The sequence below is a fragment of the Nostoc sp. 'Peltigera membranacea cyanobiont' 210A genome, assembly GCF_002246015.1.
Lineage (GTDB): Bacteria > Cyanobacteriota > Cyanobacteriia > Cyanobacteriales > Nostocaceae > Nostoc.
Genome location: NZ_NOLJ01000006.1, coordinates 82,637 through 103,108, shown reverse-complemented (window position 1 = coordinate 103,108; position 20,472 = coordinate 82,637). Strand labels below are relative to the sequence as shown.

General features: G+C 41.7%; 22 protein-coding genes, 1 pseudogene and 1 riboswitch. Of the genes and pseudogenes, 10 read left to right on the top strand and 13 right to left on the bottom strand.

Annotated features, from left to right (window positions below; all coding sequences use genetic code 11):
- Positions 1 to 29: 29 nt before the first annotated feature.
- The 8 genes from CDG76_RS19550 to CDG76_RS19515 all read right to left on the bottom strand — a co-directional run bounded on the left by CDG76_RS19550 (position 30) and on the right by CDG76_RS19515 (position 8,300).
- Positions 30 to 356, bottom strand: a complete 327-nt coding sequence (locus tag CDG76_RS19550; RefSeq protein WP_094350611.1) for an ArsR/SmtB family transcription factor — start codon at positions 354 to 356, stop codon at positions 30 to 32.
- A gap of 81 nt (positions 357 to 437) precedes the next feature.
- Complete coding sequence (locus CDG76_RS19545; RefSeq protein WP_094350610.1) at positions 438 to 1,142, bottom strand: precorrin-2 C(20)-methyltransferase; 705 nt, start codon at positions 1,140 to 1,142, stop codon at positions 438 to 440.
- Positions 1,143 to 1,144: 2 nt separating this feature from the next.
- Complete coding sequence (locus CDG76_RS19540) at positions 1,145 to 1,771, bottom strand: precorrin-8X methylmutase (protein ID WP_094350609.1); 627 nt, start codon at positions 1,769 to 1,771, stop codon at positions 1,145 to 1,147.
- Between the two features lie 48 nt (positions 1,772 to 1,819).
- The gene (gene cobG, locus CDG76_RS19535) at positions 1,820 to 3,388 is read right to left on the bottom strand and encodes a precorrin-3B synthase (RefSeq protein ID WP_094350608.1); all 1,569 of its coding nucleotides are present in this window, start codon (positions 3,386 to 3,388) and stop codon (positions 1,820 to 1,822) included.
- A 1-nt stretch (position 3,389) separates the two neighbouring features.
- Positions 3,390 to 3,473, bottom strand: a riboswitch (adenosylcobalamin-variant (AdoCbl-variant) riboswitch).
- 213 nt (positions 3,474 to 3,686) lie between these two features.
- Positions 3,687 to 5,054 (bottom strand): LLM class flavin-dependent oxidoreductase, encoded by a 1,368-nt coding sequence (locus CDG76_RS19530; RefSeq protein WP_094351056.1) that lies wholly within the window; start codon positions 5,052 to 5,054, stop codon positions 3,687 to 3,689.
- Positions 5,055 to 5,201: 147 nt separating this feature from the next.
- The gene (ssuD, locus tag CDG76_RS19525) at positions 5,202 to 6,338 is read right to left on the bottom strand and encodes an FMNH2-dependent alkanesulfonate monooxygenase (protein ID WP_094350607.1); all 1,137 of its coding nucleotides are present in this window, start codon (positions 6,336 to 6,338) and stop codon (positions 5,202 to 5,204) included.
- Positions 6,339 to 6,355: 17 nt separating this feature from the next.
- Positions 6,356 to 7,402, bottom strand: coding sequence for a sulfonate ABC transporter substrate-binding protein (locus tag CDG76_RS19520; RefSeq protein ID WP_094350606.1), 1,047 nt, complete (start codon positions 7,400 to 7,402; stop codon positions 6,356 to 6,358).
- 121 nt (positions 7,403 to 7,523) lie between these two features.
- Positions 7,524 to 8,300 carry a dienelactone hydrolase family protein gene (locus tag CDG76_RS19515; protein ID WP_094350605.1) on the bottom strand — a complete coding sequence of 259 codons (777 nt, stop codon included), beginning with the start codon at positions 8,298 to 8,300 and terminating at the stop codon, positions 7,524 to 7,526.
- 149 nt (positions 8,301 to 8,449) lie between these two features.
- Here CDG76_RS19515 and CDG76_RS19510 point away from each other — a divergent pair, with 149 nt between their 5' ends.
- Positions 8,450 to 8,863, top strand: a complete 414-nt coding sequence (locus CDG76_RS19510) for a GNAT family acetyltransferase (RefSeq protein WP_094350604.1) — start codon at positions 8,450 to 8,452, stop codon at positions 8,861 to 8,863.
- Positions 8,864 to 8,966: 103 nt separating this feature from the next.
- Complete coding sequence (locus CDG76_RS19505; RefSeq protein WP_223265298.1) at positions 8,967 to 9,314, top strand: VOC family protein; 348 nt, start codon at positions 8,967 to 8,969, stop codon at positions 9,312 to 9,314.
- A gap of 261 nt (positions 9,315 to 9,575) precedes the next feature.
- Here CDG76_RS19505 and CDG76_RS19500 read toward each other — a convergent pair whose 3' ends face one another.
- On the bottom strand, positions 9,576 to 10,061 hold the full coding sequence (locus CDG76_RS19500; protein WP_094350603.1) for a molybdenum cofactor biosynthesis protein MoaE: 486 nt from the start codon (positions 10,059 to 10,061) through the stop codon (positions 9,576 to 9,578).
- Between the two features lie 75 nt (positions 10,062 to 10,136).
- Between CDG76_RS19500 and CDG76_RS19495 the strand changes: the two are divergent.
- Positions 10,137 to 10,319: pseudogene (locus CDG76_RS19495) on the top strand (hypothetical protein); the annotation flags it as partial.
- A gap of 142 nt (positions 10,320 to 10,461) precedes the next feature.
- Here the strand turns inward: CDG76_RS19495 and CDG76_RS19490 are convergent.
- Positions 10,462 to 10,878, bottom strand: a complete 417-nt coding sequence (locus CDG76_RS19490; RefSeq protein WP_094350602.1) for a KTSC domain-containing protein — start codon at positions 10,876 to 10,878, stop codon at positions 10,462 to 10,464.
- Positions 10,879 to 11,672: 794 nt separating this feature from the next.
- On the opposite strand from CDG76_RS19490, the gene CDG76_RS38475 reads away from it, so the two are divergent.
- A complete protein-coding gene (locus tag CDG76_RS38475) occupies positions 11,673 to 11,882 on the top strand; it encodes a hypothetical protein (RefSeq protein ID WP_223265297.1) in 210 nt (69 codons plus the stop codon).
- Between the two features lie 244 nt (positions 11,883 to 12,126).
- Entirely contained in the window at positions 12,127 to 13,071 is a 945-nt protein-coding gene (locus CDG76_RS19480) for a tetratricopeptide repeat protein (protein ID WP_094350601.1), read from the top strand.
- A gap of 40 nt (positions 13,072 to 13,111) precedes the next feature.
- Here CDG76_RS19480 and CDG76_RS19475 read toward each other — a convergent pair whose 3' ends face one another.
- The gene (locus tag CDG76_RS19475; protein ID WP_094350600.1) at positions 13,112 to 13,684 is read right to left on the bottom strand and encodes a DUF411 domain-containing protein; all 573 of its coding nucleotides are present in this window, start codon (positions 13,682 to 13,684) and stop codon (positions 13,112 to 13,114) included.
- Positions 13,685 to 14,130: 446 nt separating this feature from the next.
- Complete coding sequence (locus CDG76_RS19470) at positions 14,131 to 14,592, bottom strand: pyridoxamine 5'-phosphate oxidase family protein (protein WP_094350599.1); 462 nt, start codon at positions 14,590 to 14,592, stop codon at positions 14,131 to 14,133.
- 639 nt (positions 14,593 to 15,231) lie between these two features.
- Here CDG76_RS19470 and CDG76_RS19465 point away from each other — a divergent pair.
- On the top strand, positions 15,232 to 15,609 hold the full coding sequence (locus CDG76_RS19465) for a hypothetical protein (protein ID WP_094350598.1): 378 nt from the start codon (positions 15,232 to 15,234) through the stop codon (positions 15,607 to 15,609).
- A 10-nt stretch (positions 15,610 to 15,619) separates the two neighbouring features.
- Positions 15,620 to 17,932 carry a caspase family protein gene (locus tag CDG76_RS38470; RefSeq protein ID WP_223265296.1) on the top strand — a complete coding sequence of 771 codons (2,313 nt, stop codon included), beginning with the start codon at positions 15,620 to 15,622 and terminating at the stop codon, positions 17,930 to 17,932.
- A 332-nt stretch (positions 17,933 to 18,264) separates the two neighbouring features.
- Here the strand turns inward: CDG76_RS38470 and CDG76_RS19450 are convergent, their stop codons facing one another.
- A complete protein-coding gene (locus tag CDG76_RS19450) occupies positions 18,265 to 18,459 on the bottom strand; it encodes a DUF2281 domain-containing protein (RefSeq protein ID WP_223265295.1) in 195 nt (64 codons plus the stop codon).
- 349 nt (positions 18,460 to 18,808) lie between these two features.
- On the opposite strand from CDG76_RS19450, the gene CDG76_RS19445 reads away from it, so the two are divergent.
- The 3 genes from CDG76_RS19445 to CDG76_RS19435 all read left to right on the top strand — a co-directional run bounded on the left by CDG76_RS19445 (position 18,809) and on the right by CDG76_RS19435 (position 20,379).
- Positions 18,809 to 19,024, top strand: coding sequence for a bromodomain-containing protein (locus CDG76_RS19445; protein WP_094350597.1), 216 nt, complete (start codon positions 18,809 to 18,811; stop codon positions 19,022 to 19,024).
- Between the two features lie 61 nt (positions 19,025 to 19,085).
- Complete coding sequence (locus CDG76_RS19440; protein WP_094350596.1) at positions 19,086 to 19,637, top strand: alpha/beta hydrolase; 552 nt, start codon at positions 19,086 to 19,088, stop codon at positions 19,635 to 19,637.
- Positions 19,638 to 19,821: 184 nt separating this feature from the next.
- The gene (locus CDG76_RS19435) at positions 19,822 to 20,379 is read left to right on the top strand and encodes an HdeD family acid-resistance protein (protein ID WP_094350595.1); all 558 of its coding nucleotides are present in this window, start codon (positions 19,822 to 19,824) and stop codon (positions 20,377 to 20,379) included.
- Positions 20,380 to 20,472: the final 93 nt, after the last annotated feature.

Sequence of the window (20,472 nt, the reverse complement as noted above, 5' to 3'; positions counted from 1 at the left end):
AAAACATTACAAAAAAAATTGATGGATTTTTAACTCTCGCAGGGGGGACGAATAGGTAATATGGGGCTAAAGCGGCGGAATTCTGCTAAATACTGCTCTAAAGCAACAAACTGCGGCAGATTGAGGCTGTAGTAAATCCAGCGCCCTTCTTGACGAGCGCGAACTAAACCCGCTTCTTTCAGTGTTTTGAGATGAAAAGACAGTTTAGACTGAGTGGTTCCCAGGTGGTCACACAGGTCACAGACGCATAGTTCTTGAGAGCGCAGCAGTTCTAATACCTGAATCCGTAGGGGGTCAGACAGGGCATGAAAGCCAGCAGCGATCGTATCAGGAGTGAAGGTGCTATTAGAAGCCATCAACTTTTCTTGAAGTATTTCTTTATGGTAAAGTCTAAATCATCGGTTAAACAATACCTTTACTGAAAAGAAAAGCTCAGTCTATAGTCGATTCTTAGTTGGAATTACAATCATTGAGAAATAGGGTACTTCGGCTGGATCGACTTCATCTAGGGGGATGATGCGTTGCTGTGATGTTGATGCCCGCTCAATATATCTTGCTCGTGAGGCTAGCCCTAATTTATGCAGGATATCTCGTACTTTGGTAAAGTGACGACCTAGTTTCATAATTGCGGCTGCGTCGGTCATCAGCAGATGTGTAGTCAGTTCTTCTGCTGGCAATGGCGCAGGTAGGACGGTGAGGATATCGGTGTAGTAGGTGAAAGGTACACCCAATGCTACCGGACAAGCCATCAGTGAAGAAACTCCGGGGACAACTTCTGTTTCGTATTGGTCGCATAACCGCGTGAACAGGTACATAAATGAACCATAGAAAAATGGATCGCCCTCGCATAGCACCACGACATCTCGACCGGCTGCTAAATGGTCGGCGATTGGTTGAATTTCGTTGTCATAAATAGACTTGGCCTTTTCTGGTTCCAAAGCGCGGGGGAGGTGAAATAACACCTCGATTTGATTGCCAGGAAGATACTGCGCCACGATCGCTCTAGCGATACTTTCTTTATCTGTGGCTGATTGATAGGCTACCACAGGAGCCGCACGTAATAACCGCAGCGCTTTGAGGGTCAATAGTTCGGGATCGCCTGGGCCGACACCAATTCCATAAAGACGACCTTTGGGTTGCATATTCATTCTTCCTCCGTTGCCAGGGCGTTAACTGCTGCGGCTGCGATCGCACTTCCACCGCGCCGACCGTGTAAGGTTAAAAATGGTACATTTCTGCTATCTGCTGCCAGTGCGGCTTTTGATTCGGCTGCACCAACAAACCCCACTGGAAAGCCCAAGATAATCGCAGGTTTGGGCGCTCCTTCATCGAGCATTTCTAACAGTCGAAACAGTGCTGTGGGTGCATTCCCAATTGCGATCACCGATCCTTCCAGGTGCGATCGCCATAATTCTAGAGCTGCCGCCGACCTTGTAGTACCCATACGCTGGGCAAGTTCTGGCACTTCTGGTTCGTTAAGGGTACAGATAACTTGATTGTTTGCAGACAACCGCCGTCTGGTAACGCCATCGGCAACCATTCGGCAATCGCACAGAATTGGCGCTCCTACTGCCAGTGCTGCCCTTGCGGATTGCACTGCTGTTGGTGAATATCCTAAGTCAGTGACAATATCCGTCATCCCACAGGCATGAATGAGACGTACAGCAACTTTTGCTACATCTGGTGGCAGCACATCTAGGTTTGCTTCTGACCGGATGATTGCAAAAGAATTACGGTAAATTTCGTTGGCATCTCGGATATAGTCGGGCATTAAATTTGGGATTTTAAATTTGGGATTGACGTATAAAAATCGAAAGGCTTAGATTGCCAACTTCTCTAAAAACTTAGGAATCTTGTTATTCACGAATGATTGAGGAAAAATATTAAATAATTGCTGTAATTGTTCTAGTGCATATCGATTAGCAAATTCCCCAAAGGACTCATTAGAATTTAAGCGTTGAATTTTATATACATATAGCATCCGCTCTATTAATGCAGGTAGTTCAGCAAAAGTTACATATTGATATAGTTCACGTCCGAATTTCTGATTACTGTCACCAACATAAATGTGATAGCCTTCCACGGTTCTATTTTCAGCCTCAATGCTGATGCCGAGGAGAGTAATATCACTTTTGCTATGCTGGGCACAAGATTTTTCGCAGCCAGTGAAGTGGATATTAACTGGGTAATCGAGAGTAACGCGAGTTTTAAGATACTCTGCCAATGCCAACGCATGACTTTTAGTGTCAGTGGCAGAAGCGGCGCAACCTTTTTTTCCAGAACAGGCAACTAATCCACCCTTGATATTGGTTGCAGAAGAATCTAATTCTAATAAAGCAATTTCACTTTGGACATCAGCAACCCATTGCTGAGGAATATCTGTAAGGAGTAAATTTTGCCAAGGGGTTAGCCTGAGAGTTCCACTACCGTATTTTGCTGCTAAATCTGCTAAACCGCGTATCTGTCTACTTTCCAATCGGCCAAGAGGCAAGACGACACCAATGTAAAATAAGCCTTGCTGACGTTGGGGATGGATGCCAATATGCTGATATTTCTCCCCCTTGCCTTTCTGGGGGAGTAGGTCTTTTCTGATTTCACTGCATAAAAGACGGAAAGGTAGACGCTGCTCAACTTCTTGGAGATAATTTTCACAACCTAAAGTATTCAATAACTCTCTCAAACGTAGCCGCCGCTTACTCGTAGGATGACTATAAGCTAGATAGACATCCGCCAAAGCTGCTAAGACGGGCAAACAGTCCTCTGGTGATAACAAAACTCCCGTATCGCTGGGGGGTTGACCTTTGTCGCCAACACTCAGATAGAGGCGAAAGTAAACATTATCGTTAAGTAAGACAGCTGCAAAAGCGATATCATTCAAGCGATCGCACACCTGAATTATTCCACCACCATCAAAGCAAACGCTAAATTTGGCCGACAGTCCCGAAAGCGCCGGATGTGCAGCAATATAATCATCCCAACCTTGGACAAAGGGGCGAGTGTCGATTAACTCTAGCGGGTCGATACCAGCAGTTGGACTGGTCATAATATTGCGGATTTGGTCTACAACAGTATTGTCAGAACCCAATCCCATATTTTGTAGGTACTTCAGAACCTCAGCATTTATCCCCGTGCGGATTTCACGAACTTGGAGGTTAGCTCGGTTAGTCACATCTATATAATCGCCACCGTGCTGTTCTGCTATATCTGCGATCGCACGGCACTGCTGACTACTAATAATTCCACCTGGTATTCTAACGCGAGATAATATACCATCTGCGGCGGGAGTAGCATAAAACAAGCCAGGACAAGTGGCAAATCCAGAAACCAAACTTATAACTCCTTCCCTGTGCAACGCAGGGAGTAGACGGTGCGTGTGTCTTGAGGACATCCTGAGAGTTGGCATTCTGACTTGGGTTATCCCATCACAGCTGCGGCACAGTCCCGGAATTTCACCGGAGTTTCCCAACTCCCAGCTTTAGTAATTTAGATTTTGTTTAGGTTATAGATTTCAACCAGACATCATCCAGATAATTATCTTACATTACTATTGCGATAAATTTTAACTGAGCTTATCCACTACCGATCGTAAAGATATAGTTCTTGAAGCTAATCTATAAATTGAATTTAGTCATGGCTCAGGCAGGAATGCTTGAGCCTTTTTGCTGCAAAACTTGCTTTAGAAAGAGTTAGGCGATCGCCGCTTCACGAGTAGCAACTTTGCTAAACTGATTTACTGGACGAGGTAAACCAAGATTTTCCCGCAGGGTTCGTGCTTCATACTCTGTAAGGAACAGACCGCGACGTTGCAATTCAGGAATTACCAAGTCTACAAACTCATCCAATCCTCCCGGCAACCAGGGCGGCATAATATTAAAGCCATCTGCCCCGCCATTGACAAACCAATCTTCTAGCTGATCGGCAATTTGTTCTGGTGTGCCTAAAATCTGACGATGCCCACGCGCTCCAGCTATCGACAAATACAGTTGTCGAATCGTTAAATTCTCTCTCTTAGCTAGGTCAATCAGAAGTTGCTGACGGCTTTTACCCCCGTTAGTCTCTGCTAGCTCCGGCAACGGCCCGTCCAATGGATAGCCGGATAGGTCAAATCCACCGATCATTGAGCCAAGCAAATTTAAGCCGACCACCGGATCGATCAACTCCTGAATTTGATCAAATTTGTCCTTAGCTTCTTGCTCGGTTTTGCCGATAACTGGGAATACACCTGGCATAATCTTAAGATGGTCAGGTGAGCGCCCGTATTGAGCCAGTCTCGCCTTCACATCTGTATAAAATGCCTGAGCTTCTGCAAGAGTCTGCTGGGCAGTAAAAATTACCTCCGCCGTTTGTGCAGCCAGATCCTTACCATCTTCGGAAGACCCAGCTTGAATAATTACCGGATAACCCTGGATGGGACGCGCCACATTTAGCGGCCCACGCACTGAAAAATGTTCGCCTTTGTGGTTGGGAACGTGCAGTTTATTTGGATCGAAGTAAATACCCGACTCCTTATCATGTAAGAAGGCATCGTCCTCCCAACTATCCCAGAGCTTGGTGACGACATCCACAAACTCTTTGGCACGCTGATAACGTAGGGTATGCTCCATGTGCTTTTCCCGATTGAAGTTCAGCGCTTCAGCTTCAGTAGCAGAAGTTACAAGATTCCAACCGGCACGGCCACCGCTAAGATAATCTAATGATGCAAACTTGCGGGCGAGGTGATATGGCTCGTTGTACGTGGTCGATACTGTCGCCGTCAAACCAATGTTTTCCGTCACCACAGATAAAGCCGACAACAGGGTGAGAGGTTCAAAGTGGACGAGTTTGCCATTTCTGCTCAAAAGGTCGGCGCTTTGATTACGGTCGCGCACAGCCACGCCGTCTGCAAAGAAGATCATGTCAAATTTGCCGCGTTCTGCCGTCTGTGCCAGCCTTTTATAATGTTGAAAGCTTAAACCAGCATTAGCTTGCGCTTCGGGGTGTCGCCATGACGCTACGTGATGGCCAGTGCTGGGCAAGAATGCACCTAGTCTAAGTTGAGGTTTTTTCGTACTCATGCTTTTTTCTGTTTGGTAAGAAAGTGTTTTTAAACGCAAAGGCACGCAAAGTAAGCGCAGAGGAACGCAGAGTTTTGCCGAATTTATGCAATGTTGTACTAAGGTGTTATGAGTTAAATCACGCTAGTTTTTTGAATTTGGAATTGCTTATACAGGTTGGGGTTTGAGTAAATCTGTTTTGGTAACAAATTCACTGAATGTACTTGCAACCTGCTGCGGTAATGCGATGCCTGGAGTTTGTAACGGCAACCTGGGAAACAGTAATTCTGCGACTCGATAAGCTTCTTCGAGATGGGGATAACCTGAGAAAACGAAGGTATCAATTCCTAAATCGGCATATTCCAGCATTCGCGCTGCAACTGTGTCTGGATCTCCAACTAAGGCAGTCCCAGCACCTCCACGCACTAAGCCAACTCCTGCCCATAAGTTGGGGCTAATTTCTAAATTTTTGCGATTACCATTATGCAGTTGAGCCATGCGGCGTTGTCCTTCTGATTCCGATTGAGCAAACCGCTGATGTGCAGCTGCTATGGTTTCATCATCGACATACTGAATCAGTTCGTTAGCTGCATCCCAAGCTTTTTGCGTAGTTTCGCGGACTATGACGTGCATCCGAATCCCAAAGCGGACTGTTCTACCTTGTTCTGCTGCTAATCGACGTACCTTTGCAATCTTTTGGGCAACTTGAGCTGGTGGTTCACCCCAAGTTAAATACACATCAATGTGTTTGGCAGCAACTTGGAGCGCCGCATCTGAAGAACCGCCAAAATATAAGGTGGGATAAGGCTTTTGTACGGGAGGAAATTGGAGTTTTGCGCCTTGAACTTGCAAATGGCGACCACTATAGGTTACTTCTTCACCTTGCATAAGCGATCGCCAAATTGTCAAAAACTCATCTGTGAGTTCATAACGCTGGTCATGATCTAAGAAAATCCCATCTTTTGCAAGTTCTTTTGTGTCGCCACCAGTGACAACATTCAGAATAATTCGACCATTAGAAATCTGGTCAAAAGTCGCAGCCATTCTAACCGCCAAAGAAGGCGACATAATTGCCGGACGAAAGGCTACAAGAAACCGCAAGCGTTCCGTAACTGAAATTAATGAAGTAGCTACAATCCAAGTATCTTGTTTTTGTCCAGTACCAATCAACATCCCGCCATAGCCCAATTTATCAACAGCTTGGGCGATTTGCTGCATATAGGGATAAGTGGCTGGTCGCCTGCCGATTGTAGTACCTAAATAACGCTCATCTCCCTGTGTCGGCAAATACCAAAAAACTTCCATTTTCTTATCTCCTGGCGCTATTTCTGGCTAATGGTTTCCGGTGTGATGGCTGCATATTGTTCGCTAGTCAGCATCGCTTCCTTAATATTGATGGATTTAGGAATCACTTTTTCTTTGGCAAACAAATCTGCAATCTTCTGTTGTTTTTCCATGATTTCGGGTGTAATTGGTCTTAACCCGTAAGTTCGCCTTCCAACCATTGTTGTTAAAATATCTTCATCAATTTTGAGGTGAGGAATAGTCAGTTTTACAACTTCTGCTCGGTTTTTCTCAGCCCATTGACCTGTGTTATCTATCTCCTCAAGAACTAATCGTACTAATTTCGGATTTTCTGTGGCAAATTTTCGCGCCGCCATGTAATATCCGCCCTGAGTAGAAATGCCACTAGCATCTCGCAAAACACGAGCATTTGCTTTTTTTTGGGCCACAGCTAAATAAGGGTCCCAAGTTACCCAAGCATCTATTTTGCCTTGAATAAAAGCATCACGAGCTTCTGAAGGAGGGAGGCTAATAGCTTGAATATCATTATATTTCAAACCAGCCTCTTCCAAAGCTTTTATTAATAAGTAATGGGAAGCAGAACCCTTTTGAAAAACTACTTTTTTACCTTTGAGATCGGCTAAAGTCCGAATCGGTGAATTATTTTGAACGATAATCCCGCTTCCTTTACCAGTACTGGGTTTATTACTAGCAACATAAACTAAAGATGTGCCAGCCGCTTGGGCAAATATCGGGGGAGTCTCGCCTACAGAGCCAATATCAACCCTACCGACATTCATCGCTTCCATCAGTTGTGGCCCAGCGGCAAATTGTGCCCATTCCACGGAAATACCTAAAGGCTGTAGACGTTTTTCGATCAATCCTTTAAGTCTGAAAATATCCCCAGAACTTTGATATCCCATTCGGACAACTTTGGTTTTCAACTCAGTAGTTTGATTTTCTGAGTTTGCGGTTTGGACTGAGCAACTGATTAAAGTTGTTGAGATTGTTAATAATCCAGGTAAAAGGAATAGTGAAAAACGTTGGAAAATCTTAACTCGTGGCTGTTTGAAGGCAGGAATCATGGACGTGATACTTTGTTTTTTAATTTGCTTTTGGACTTATTTGGCTAATATTTGCCTATGTTCAGTCGTAGAGGCGCACAGATGTGCGCCTCTAATGTTGTATTGCTCGTAACCTCAAGATTTAGACTTTTTGAAGCTGAAGGTTCTTTTGGAACAGTTCTTGAACATTTTTCCAAGCATCGGCGGCAGCTTCGGCATTGTAGCTGGCGCGATGATTGCAGAAAAAGCCATGTCCCGCACCGGGATAACGGAAGATAGCATGAGTAATCTGATTTTTCTTCAATTCAGCCTCAATCTGTTCTGTATGTTCTAAGGGGATTCCCTGGTCATCAAGACCAAAGAAGGCATAAATGGGGCCTTTAATCTCTGGAGTGCGGGTGATGGTTGGTTCTCCACCGCCGGGAGTTGAGTTGGGAATACCGCCGCCATAGAAGGAAGCTGTAACTTTAATATCTGGTAAGGTGGCAGCTAAGTAAACGACGTGACCACCAAAGCAGAAACCAATAGAGCCGATCGCATCTCCTTGTACATTTGGTAGAGTTCTTAAATAAGCGATCGCAGCTTTAATATCACTCAATATTTCCTCTGCTGTTGTCTGCTCCTTATACCCTCTCCCTTGCTGCACATCTTCAGGAGTGTATCCACCCTCAAAACCGGGAGCAGTGCGTTGAAATAAAGTCGGTGCGTAGGCGTAGCCCGTCGAAGACATCGCCACATACCCCTCTTTGGCAAATTTCTCAGCAACTTCCCGAATGTGAATATTAACCCCAAAAATTTCCTGAATCACAATCACGGCTGGGAAGGTTCCTTTTTGTGCTGGTTCAGCTAAGTAAGCATCAATTTGCAAATCTCCGTTAGGGACTTTAACTTGAGCAGTGCGAATTTCTGTGTTTGTCATCTTGGGATTAGCCTGTAATTGCTTTCAGGACACGATGTTTTATCGTAATTTTTGTGCAATACTACTTAAAATACATCAATTTACCGTAGTTTAAGAGTAGTATTTCACAAACAATGTGCAAAGGCAAGTCCTTTGATTTAGAGATGTAGATGAATATAAGACCATACCAAGAATCTGATGCTGAATTAGTCAGTGCTTTGTGGGATGAGGTCTTTCCTAATAATCCGTCGCACAGTAGCCCAAAATTGGTAATCAGTCAGAAGCTTGCTGTACAGCCTGAGTTGTTTTTCGTTACTGAGATTAACTCTGTAATTGTAGGCACTATCATGGCAGGATATGACGGGCATCGCGGTTGGCTATACACAGTTGCGGTCAGTCCTCAGTATCAACGACAGGGTATTGGTAGCAAGCTAGTGCAGCACGCAGAGAAGGTATTGATAGCGATGGGATGCCTCAAAATTAATCTCCAAGTTCGTGTCTCCAACGCAGAAGTAGTTGAGTTTTATAGAAAACTTGGCTATCTCATTGAAGAACGCATCAGTATGGGAAAGCTTGTCGCATAGATGTTTGGTGAGTTTGAACAGAAAAACTTTAGAAATACGCCAGTCTTACGGCAAAAGTTGATTGTAGCAGTACCAAATTTAACCCAAATTAGGAGAAAAATTTATGAAGCTTAATGCAGTTCATCATATTCAAGTAACCTATCCTTTTGAAGTGGAGGAAGCAATGCTATCTTTCTACAGCGAAGTTTTGGGACTGACTGAAATTGCCAGACCTGATGTCATCAAAAATGATTCAGGAGCGTGGTACAAGTTGGGAGATATTGAACTGCACGTTAGTAGAGAGAAAAACGCCAATAATCAAGCATCTAGACGGCATTTTTGTTTCCAAGTCGATAACTTGAACGCCTTTGAAGAACACCTAAAAGAGTATGGGATAGAAATTATTCCCGATCAACGACCACTTCCAGGATGCGTGCGGTTTTCCTCCGAGATCCCGGTGGGAATCGTATAGAGATTGCAGAGTTAGTTAAGAGTACTTTTGCACAGCGACAAACAATCGATTTTGTAGCCTGAAACTCTTACTGTGGAAACAATCGACACCAATCAACGTTCGCGCAGCGTCTCGTAGAGAAGTTATGACGGTTTTCAAGGTTCTGGTGAGTGGTGTCGATGAGTTCAATAGATTTGGAAAAAGAGCATAGCATTTTACCTATGCTTGTCAAGATTTTGTCAATCTGACTCCTGATTTCAGAAATCAGAATTCTTTTTCAAATCAACAATTTTCTCCTGATGTTTCACACGCACCAATACTTACCCAGGTGCTAGAACCGTCTTGCCAATGTTCTTTCTTCCATATAGGGGCATTGTGTTTGAGCGTATCAATAGCATATTGGCAAGCTTCAAACGCCTCACTCCGATGAGGAGAACCCACAGCTACTAAAACGCTGATTTCCCCAACTTGCAAACGTCCAACACGATGATAAATCGCTACTCGATTCACATCAGACATAGATAAGCGAATATCAGCAGCAATTTGATAAAATATCCGCAATGCCATCGGTTCATAAGCTTGATACTCTAAAGCAATCACAGGTTTACCATCGGTTTGATTGCGAACCATACCACTCATCACAACCACAGCACCATTGGCTGGATCGTCAGATTTGGCGTAGATTTCTTCCAGAGATAATGGCGCAAAGGTAATGGCAAAACTATCTTCGGCTCTTGGTTTAACAGCAGAGGTAAGTGTGGTTGTCATAACTGCGTTGATATTATATAGGTTTTTTCTATTGTCTCTGAAGAAAGCATTACTAGTCTATGTTGAGTGGCTAAGATGGATGGAGCAACTACCATTCGCACATTGCAAAATATAAATCCGCTCTTGCCGATTATTGCTGTGAGTGGACTAGTAACAAGTGAGCAAGTACCGCTCGATAAAACGGCTGAGTATACAGCCTTTTTACCTAAACCTTACAGCAGTTTTCTTTTGCATGAGGTACAAAGTCACTGGTTTTGAGGCAGGAGGCAGAAGGCAGGAGGCAGGAGGGAGAAGAATAATTTGATTTGTGAATCCTTCCTTGGTTCTGTACCTCATTTAGCTGCAAACTGCTGTATACAACGCAAGAATTATTGAAAACCCTACATGCAGTTATTAGTCATTAATCTGCATGATCTAGACGATCGCAGTCATATCTACCTTTAATCTCTTGATTGAAAAAGCTGCCAATTGAGTCCGAGGAATGTAAATCTTCCCAAGTATCCTCGTCTACGCCTAAGTACTGATAAACCGCTCCACTTTGAAACTCAACTTGCAAAATCTGTTCGTTGCGATCGTAGCCTACAGCCATAGCCATTGATGAGACAACTGGTAGCATGACAATTGGTTCTTCTTCAAAGGGTAATGCAGTCGTTTCAGCAATCGCTTCGTTTAGTTCTTGCAATCCTTCATAAGCTTGTATCGGTGCCGGAATTTCCAAAAACTCTAGTTCGTTGCCTCGGTCGAGCAACAACTGCAAATATCCATCAGAATGAGCGATCGCTACTAAACTGCTCAAGTCTACCTTAGATAGCTTCATTTATTTTGTACTCTCCTATTGGCGTAGTCGGGAGTGGTAAAGTTTTATGCAATATCAAGCGCTTTTATAGTACATTTATACTAAAAAAGCGCTTAAGTGTCAAGTTTTTCCTTCTAAGAGAGAATTTTAGGTGTGTAGAGACGCTTTAGCAAAGCAGCAGGCAGTGTTTTTCTCTGACATTCGGGGAAATACCCATGATATCAAGTCAGGTTAATCACTTATGATTACCGCATATGTGCAAAATTCCGAAAAGCCTCTTTCCCCTCGCTATGTGGTCTTAGAGGATGTTTGAAAAGTCTGTAGTAGTGTATCAAATATTTGTTTACCCCACCCTAACCCTCCCCTTATAAAGGCTACGGTGTATACACAAGTCTGAAATAGTTTACTCACCTGCTTTTTCGTGTCAGTTTTACCCCACCCTAACCCTCCCCTTGCAAAGGGGAGGGAACTAGACTTCTTGTTTCCCCCCAATAAACGGGGGGATTAAGGGGGGTAAAAATGTGATTAAAATCACAGCCAAACACTTTTAAAACAACCTCTAAATGATAAGTCTTTAGCCGGACACGATATTACTCCTGAATTCTGCTACAAGTACTTGAAAATTTCAACCAATCTTTTCTGTGTCTAGACTTAACTGAGTCTCTATTGCTGTTTGTATCACTCAATTGGCTCACCCTTTTGGGTGAGATCATAGATCAACCGATCAGATGACCTGACTGAAGGAAGTTGAGATTAATAATAAAGACGACTCTATTACTAAGGAATACGGATTGCATTTTACCTAAATATAACTTATGAAACTTACTAACTTAATAAATTCTGCACTGATTTTTGCTTCTATCACTCTTGTACCTGGAATCGCTGGCGCTCAAACAGCTACTACTAACAACAGTGAAACAATAGCTGTTAACTCTAATAATTTATCCACTAACTCGACTTCTGCGAATTACCTCCAGCCTTTGAATCTAGTTACTTTACGTATTGCTAGATTATGCTGCTGCTGATTAATTTGGTTTTTCTTGTATCTTTTGAGGAAGCTAAGTTTTTCAGTATGGTATATTTGTAGGCTTGTTACTAAGGATAAATAAAAGCCTTTGGTACACAGCGATCGCTGTGTATGAAAAGATATAAGAAAGCTTGATATTGAAGAATAATTTTTAGATTTTGACATAAGTTGCACTTATCCTGTGCTAAAGCCACAGAAAATTGTATAATCGACAGCTTATCGAGCAAAAATTTCTATAGAGAATGACAGAAGTAATAAGATCCGGGGTCCTAAATAATATTGAGTCCATTGAGTTTGAAGAGCAGTGCTTAGAAAAAGCCAGAGAAACAGGCGATCGCAATGCAGAAGTCATTTCTTTGGCAAGTTTGGGCAATGCTTACCAGTCACTAGGTGAGTACCACCTAGCAATTGAGTTTTATCAGCAGTGGTTAGATATAGCTAAAGAAATAGGCGATCGCTTAGAAGAAGCCAAATCTTTATCTGGGTTGGGTAACGCTTACCAATCACTGGGCAAATACCAGCGAGCGATTGAATTTTATCACCAGTGGTTGAGTATTACCAGGAAAATAGGCGATCGCACTGGCGAAGGTATTTGCTTGGGAAGCTTGGGTAATACTTATGAATACCTGGGTAAGTACGAGCAAGCGATTGAATTCTATCACCAGTGGTTGAGTATAACCAAGAAAACAGGCGATTGGACTGGGGAATGCATAAGCCTGGGAAGTTTGGGCAATACTTATGAATCATTGGGATCTTACCAACTAGCAATTGAGTTTTACCAACAATGGTTAGGGCTGGCAAAATTCATCAGCGATCGCAATAGTCAAAGCATGGCCTTGAGTGGATTGGGCAGTGCTTATAAGGCTTTAGGAAAGTACCAAAGGGCGTTGGAGTTTTATCAGCATTCATTAGAGATCAGAAGGGATCTTAATGACCCAAATGGGGAAGCCAATGCCTGGTTTAATTTGGGTTTGGTATTAGAAAAAATCAATCGAGAATCAGAAGCGATGGATGCCTTTTGCAATGCTCGTGAAATTTATCACACAATGGGACTCGATGCCAGCCTGCAAGATTGTAACCATGCCATTGAGCTTCTTTCTCAAAAAGTTGCAAGCGCAGCATCTACTTTCTGGTTGAGGAGATGGTTAAGTCATTTGTCGCAGTCGATCAAAACTGGTTCTAAATAAAGAGTGCTAAGTTCCGAGTTAAAAGACCCTTTTAATTTACTCAGGACTCACCAGGATACTTATTGAAAACTGCAACTGAGTTATTGCGATCGAAGGAAAGCACAGAAAACGGGTCTTTTCGATTCCCCATTTCCATTCCAGGAGTGCCTACAGGCATTTGCGGAACAGATAAACCAACAACATTTGGCTTTTCTTGAAGCAGACGTTTGATGTCGTCTGCTGGAACGTGTCCTTCGATAACATATCCATTAACAATTGCTGTGTGGCAAGATGACAAGTTATCCGGCACGTTGTATTTTTGTTTGACTGTTTCGATGTCAGGCGTAGAGAAATCTGTGATTTTAAAACCCTGTGTCTTTAAATGCTCAATCCACCCGCCACAACAGTTACAATCGGGACTGTGATATACAGTGGCATTTAGCCCTGTTGATTTTGATGGTGTCTGTTGCTGGATGTGCCTAGTGCTAAAAACAGCTTGAGCATGACTCATAGGAGCAGTGCTTCCCAAGATGCTCAACACCCCTAATGTTAGAACCACTATTTGCACAGTGGCAGGCATCAAGATGGGAAGTAACCATTTTTGCCAGCAATAAATCAATTGTTTGTGCGACATCTGATACTTCCTAAATACAACATTGCTTCCAAAACACTCTGCGCTCCTATGCGTTTAGAAAGACTACGATTTTACATAAAAGAGATATGAGTAAAATTAAATATGTGTTATCCATAACCCTTGTAGAAACATAGCAGTGCTATGTCTCTACATTCATTTTTGCTCATATCTCTAAAACTGTACTATATCCTATAAAGCAAAAGCGATTCCTTATTAGTCATCATATTTTCATGAAAACAAATGGAGCGATGTCTACGACGGGCTACGCCTACGCTTTTCTTGAGGCGATCGTCTCATGATTGATATTTTAGTGGCTAGTCACTTCAAATAATGTTCGGTTAAGAGACGCGATGAATCGCCGTCTCTACAATAATCAGTCTACAAGTCTGAAATAATTCGTAATTCAATTGTTAATTACGAATTACGAATTACGAATTATTTATTACTTAAAGACGTGATGGTGTCAAAAAACTAATTGTTTGTGGCTTGAAACTCGATACACTATCCCAATAATTAACTTGGTTAATATTCACCTTCAGTAAAGCAATATCAGGTTCGTCTAGTCCTTTAGGAAACCAAGTTTGAAGTTCCGGCTTCCATAGCTCTCGCATCTTGTTGCGGTCTTTTACAAGTTGTGCTGTACCTGAGATAGAAACGTATCGTTGCTGTTCGGGTGATGAAAAACTAATATTGACCTGCTCATGGTGTTCAATTTCAGTCACCTTATGGGAACCAGCATAAGTAAAAAACCAGAGTATACTATCAGAGTTAATCTCACCACTCTTTGACATTGGGTAACTATGCAAGCTGCCATCATCATCGACTGTGGTAAACATACCATAATCAATATCTTTGATTAGCTCATGCAGTTTTTTAATCTGTTGATCGCGGTCTGTAGAAGTTGTCATTGTTTGTACTTTTTTCTCTATTTATCTAATTTTTTCTGGGCTGTAATATTTGATTACAACCAGATTTAATGCTGATAAAGTTATTTTTCAGTATTAACCTTTTTAGTTTCAATTGCGTGAGCCTAAAGGTGTAATTATAATAAAAATAGCTTTTTTAGTTATATCTATAGAGATATTGGTTGAAAGTGACTATTCTATGCATAGACAATTTTTAGGTAGAGTTAGGTTAATTTTGTGCTTATTTCTTTAGACATAAATTTGATAAATTTTGTACTAAATTCAAAGTGACTCTGTAAATATGCCTGACGATTAAAAATTACGGCTGTACATAGCTTGCTTCCCGTTCGCCCTTAGCGTTCCATAAAGAACGCTACAAAGCTGACGCTTAGATATTCTGCAACTGTAAAATTTTATAATATGACACAGCAGTAGCGATCGCTCTGGTATTGCTAAATTAACAAGGTAAATGTGGTAAGCAAGAGTATCTATTTTTACTTTACAGTACTCTTCATATTCATAGCACGCTATACATCTTGTCAAAATTTATATTTATGACAATCTAGACTGGAATTATCACTAATTGGATTGTATAAGATACTTGTGATAATTTAAGCATTAACCACAATTAGAGGTGTAAGAATGGCGAGTACATCCAACGTCCAGATTACCATCGCCTTGCAAGAGCCTGATTTAGATGACGATGAACTGCAAGACGAAACGCAGAGACTATTGCAACAGATGCTGCAACTGGATGAAGTGGAAGATGCTAGTCTTTTCCGTGAAGCAGAAGCGCCAGCAGGAAGTAAGTCACTTACAGGACTGGCTGTGGGTTGGCTAACAGCCCAGGTGAATGCCAAGAATATTAAAGCACTGATGGGATTTTTAGGCGATCGCCTTGGCAACAAAACCATTGAACTAGAAATTGAGGCCAATGGCAAGAAACTGAAAGTCAAAGCCAGCAGTCGGCAAGAGTTAGAAGCAGCAATTGAGGCAGCACAGAAATTTGTAGCAGGATAGAGTATTTCAAATGGTTAAGGTGGCGTTGCTGATTGGAGTTAGTGAGTATGAGCCGGGGTTGAACCCGCTACCAGGTGCTGTAAAAGATGTTGAAGCGATGCAGCAAGTGCTGTTACATCCAGAAATGGGCGGCTTTACTGAGACAGATATTATGGTGCTAAAAAATCCCCAGCGTCAAGATATGGAAGAAGCTATCGAAAATTTATTTGCCCATCGTCAAAAAGATGATCTGTTAGTTCTCTTTTTCTCTGGTCATGGCATTAAGGATGACACTGGCAGACTGTTTTTAGCAACCCGCACCACACGCAAAACTCCCAGAGGTGATTTAATTCGCTCATCGGCAGTAGCAGCCAGTGTTGTCCATGAAAGCATGAGCCGTAGCCGTTCTAAGCGGCAAGTTGTCATTTTGGATAGTTGCTTTAGTGGTGCTTTTGCTGAAGGTTTATCAGCCAAAGACGACGGTACTGTAAATATCCGTGAGCAATTAGGAGGAGAGGGGCGAGCTGTTCTCACTTCATCCAGTTCAACTCAATATTCTTTTGAACAACAGGGATCAGACCTCTCAATTTATACCCGTTATTTGATTGAAGGAATCACAACTGGGGCGGCAGACCTAGATGAAGATGGCGTTGTCTCAATCGACGAGTTGCATGATTATGCCAGTAGGAAGGTTAGAGAAATACAGCCGACGATGAGGCCAGAAATCTACACAAGTAGAGAGGGCTTTAAGATTCGACTTACAAAAGTTCCGCAAGGTGATCCTAAACAGAAGTATCGTAAAGAAGTGGCACGATACAGTAACCGTGGCGATGTTTCTTTTGTAGGTCGCAAGATTTTGGATGCGCTCAGAAGCCGCTTGGGACTATCCGAAATGGAAGCAACTACAATTGAAGATGAGATGTTAGCAGTTGCTCGTCAGGAATTTAGACAAAAGTTACAGCAATATGAGCAAGACTTTACTGAAGCACTTCAGCAGACAGTAGCCCTAAGTGAAGATGATCTTAATGCACTAAGACAGAATCTTCAGCAAATTTTGGGGCTGAGGAATGAGGATACAATGCCAATTGAGGCGCAGGTTAAAGCAAGAATTGAAGCATATAAGCGACACCTTCAACAGTACAGGCAGTCGTTAGCTAAAGCAATGCGACAAGAGTATCCCCTAAGTCAACCTACTCGCCATCAATTGCAACAGATGCAGCAGGAATGGCGACTTAAGAATGAGGATTTAGCTGCAATTGAAAATAGCCTGACAGCAGATATGGAGGCATATCGACAAAAGTTACAGCAGTTTGAGCAGGCATTTATCAGAGCAGTGCAGCAGGAATATCCTTTGAGCGAAACAAACCATAACCAACTGTGGCAACAGCAGCAACTCTTAGGTCTAAAAGCTGAAGATATTCACCCAATTACAGCCCGAATTACAACAGAGAGAGAGGCTTATCAACAAAAATTGCAGCAGTATGAACAAGTAATAACTCAAGCAATTGAGCATCAGTACCCATTCACGGAAGAGATTCGTGAAGAGTTAAGGCGATATCAGCACGTTTTGGAAATTAGGGATGAAGAAGTAGCGCGAATTGAAGAAAAAGTTGTTCAACAAAGAAACACAAATCAGCCTCAAATTCAGCAGTCAAATACTTATGAACCATCAGTAGCCCAATCATATTCAATTAATATAGATGCCGATACGTTTTTGGAAGAGGTAAAAGCAGATGAATTCCCGACTCAGTTTTTATCAAGGCGAGTAACTCAGGTAATTCCAGAAACTAAGCCAGTCAAAACTCCTAAATTACCCTTATATTGGATAGTTCCATTAATATTTGTGCTAGCAGCAGGTTTTTTAGGATTGTTCGTCAAGCAACTGCGATCGCCATCAGGGGCTTCTCCAATTTTTTCCAATCCATTACAAACTCAAAATCCTACCATCGAAGCGACACCTTCACCGCGATCGCTAGCTAATCTTTCTCCTGGTTGGGTAATTAAAACCAATAATGACATCTCCTTGGGAAACAACCAATCACTCCCCCGTAGGACTTTTTTAGAAGTTATTGAGAAAAAATCAAATCCCAATCCTGCTTCTAGGAGTTTTTTGGTGTCTATGCGAGTCTGTGCTAATAAAAGTACACAAACTCCAGCTAATACTAATAACCCAGATGTAACTACCTCAGTTCCACCAAATTCAAAACTTTTGCCAGCTACTGTATTGCTAAACTCCTCCCAAATCAACCGTTTTGGCATTGTTTTACAATCAGATGCACCAAATCCATGTAGAACTGTCACGCAACCGCCAGTTACCGAACCATCTGACACTAGTCCAACTTAATCAAATAATCGATAGAACTACAGCCTTGAGTACTGTATAATTTCAATAAATTTATTAATCACCTCTGTTAATTTCTCAGATTTTATTTGACCTGCTTGATATAAGATAATTTGTTAATCGGCAGTAAAAATTTGATTTGGTCTGATATTACTTGGCTGATTTAATCGACCGTAACTAAAATTACTATTATTCAGTTCAATAGCATAGATATCACTAACTGATTGGCTAGTAATTTGGCAAAGAATCAGGTCATTCCCCTGAAGTGTAGCAATAACTAAAGCAGGTCTAAGTTAAGTCTGAAAAGGGAAACTGAACAATAACAATATCTCCTTTTACAAATCCTGCCATGCTGTATCTTCCTCTGGTCTTAACCAATCTTTTCGCAGTGATGATTCACTCATAATGGTGATTTCTAAAATTTTATCTTTTTGGTACTTTGCTTGTAAGAACTGAACAAAATCTAAAATTTCCTGTAACAGAGGTTCAGGTAATTTTTCTAGTTCTTGTGTAATCTGTTCTTTAAGCATAATTGTCTGATTATGTGTTTGGGAAATATCTAAAATAATATTTATCATATCTATTTTTGAATGAAAATATAAAATCAAACAAATCCTGCAACTGTAAAATTTTATATAACACCAGTAGCGATCGTAGATCGTCATGACAATAGTTATTACATTTGCGATCGCCACTCATAACTTGTTATTTGCGTATTAAAGTATTAAAATTTACTGTGCAAAGTAGTTTTACCCTAAAATGTTAAAATTATACCCTATGAATGAGCCTCTTCAACCCATAGCAGGAGTATCACTTTCCATTTAGCGTCTACTATAAACAACTAGGAAATAAAATTGCAGGATATCTGCCTTTTAAATTATGGACTGGAAGTACAGGTGGAAAAATGGTTATCGACCAAGCCGAGACGAAGCAGCAAAAAATCCTCATTTGTTAGATGAGAATCAGTTTGAGAACGAACAAGACCGAAAGCTTGCTGAAGAAACTGCAAGCAAGCATTTGGGCGTACCTGCACCAACTTTAGACGAAGATAAATCAATACTACCTCATGCGGCTTCGCCTAATGAAAAGGTTTAATACTAACGATATAGGCATTGTTTGTCTATATCTGCTCCATACCATTATCAAGTTTAAGAAAATGCAGATTTCTCAACTTTTCAGTCGATTAAACAATAAAAAATTTAGTAAGTTACTCACTCAGACAGTAGCTTTAGGCTTAGGTGCTATCGTTCTATTTTCAACTACTAATGCTAATGCTGCCGAGCAAGTTGTTTTAAAGTATGGTACTTTTCAGGGGCAAATATCGGTTGAAGAATTAAGTCAGTTTACTGAAACTGGCAAGACTACTCCAACATTAAGAGCTTATTTACAGGCGGCGCAACAAGATCCCGCAGTAGCTCGTAAGGCACTGAAAGCACCAATAAAAGCTGATGCTGCCTTTTTAAATAGCTTACTGTCTAGTTGGGCAGGGCCAATTTTAGTTAACCAAATTGGTGAGGTAGTTCACCCTCCAGCAGGAGAACTAAATCAGGAGGCATTGCGAAGCGCTTTAAGTACATCTATTCAACAAAATGGTGAAGTTACACTACTTGGAGCCATTCAAAATTATCCAAATACTTCTGTTGAACTTGAAGGAGATCGTCTCATCTCTGTTTATGAACGCCTTAGCAGTCTTGCAGAACTTTTATAAGGATTACTTACAGACAAGAGATTTGTCACGAGATGATTTGTTTAGTGTCTCAAGAGTGATAAATTTTAGTCACTATTAGGATTAAGTTAATACTGAAGAGTCTATCTTAGGGTTCATACCCTGTTACTTAGAAATTCCCTAACCTAAATGTAGAGTTTAGTCTAAGAATAGGAAAAGGATTTTTATGACAACCGATATTTCTAGAGATACTAACAAGAATGTGAATGGGTCACTGATAACAGGTGTTCTCTTGAGTATTTTAGGGGTTATTGCGATCGCAGCGCCTAACTTCACCACCATATTCGCCGAAACTTGGATTGCAGGGATTTTGATTTTCGCCGGATTTACAAAACTAGTTTATGCAACGCAAACCCGCGAAGCAGGAGGTTTTCTTTGGAAACTCCTTTTGAGCGGGCTTTATATTGCTACCGGCATCATGCTGTTTGTTTACCCTTATACGGGCGTTTTGACACTGACTCTGTTACTTGGCACATTTTTGTTGACTGAAGGCACATTCGAGTTAATTCTGGCATTCAAGTTGCGTCCACAACAAAACTGGACGTGGATATTAACTAATGGCATTATTACCCTCGTGTTAGGTGCAATGATTTGGTTCCAGTGGCCCTTCAATGCGCCTTGGCTAATTGGGACATTAGTTGGTGTCAGCATTATTTTTAGCGGCATTTCACGCGTAATGCTGGCGTTGAATGGGCGTTCTACCTTAAGTGGAGAACTACCTTAAATAGAGAATAGGGAAAGGTTTTCTAAATGCCTAATCCCCAATCCGCAATACCAAAAAAGTTTACAAGACATTGCAGCAGCAATGCCTACTCCT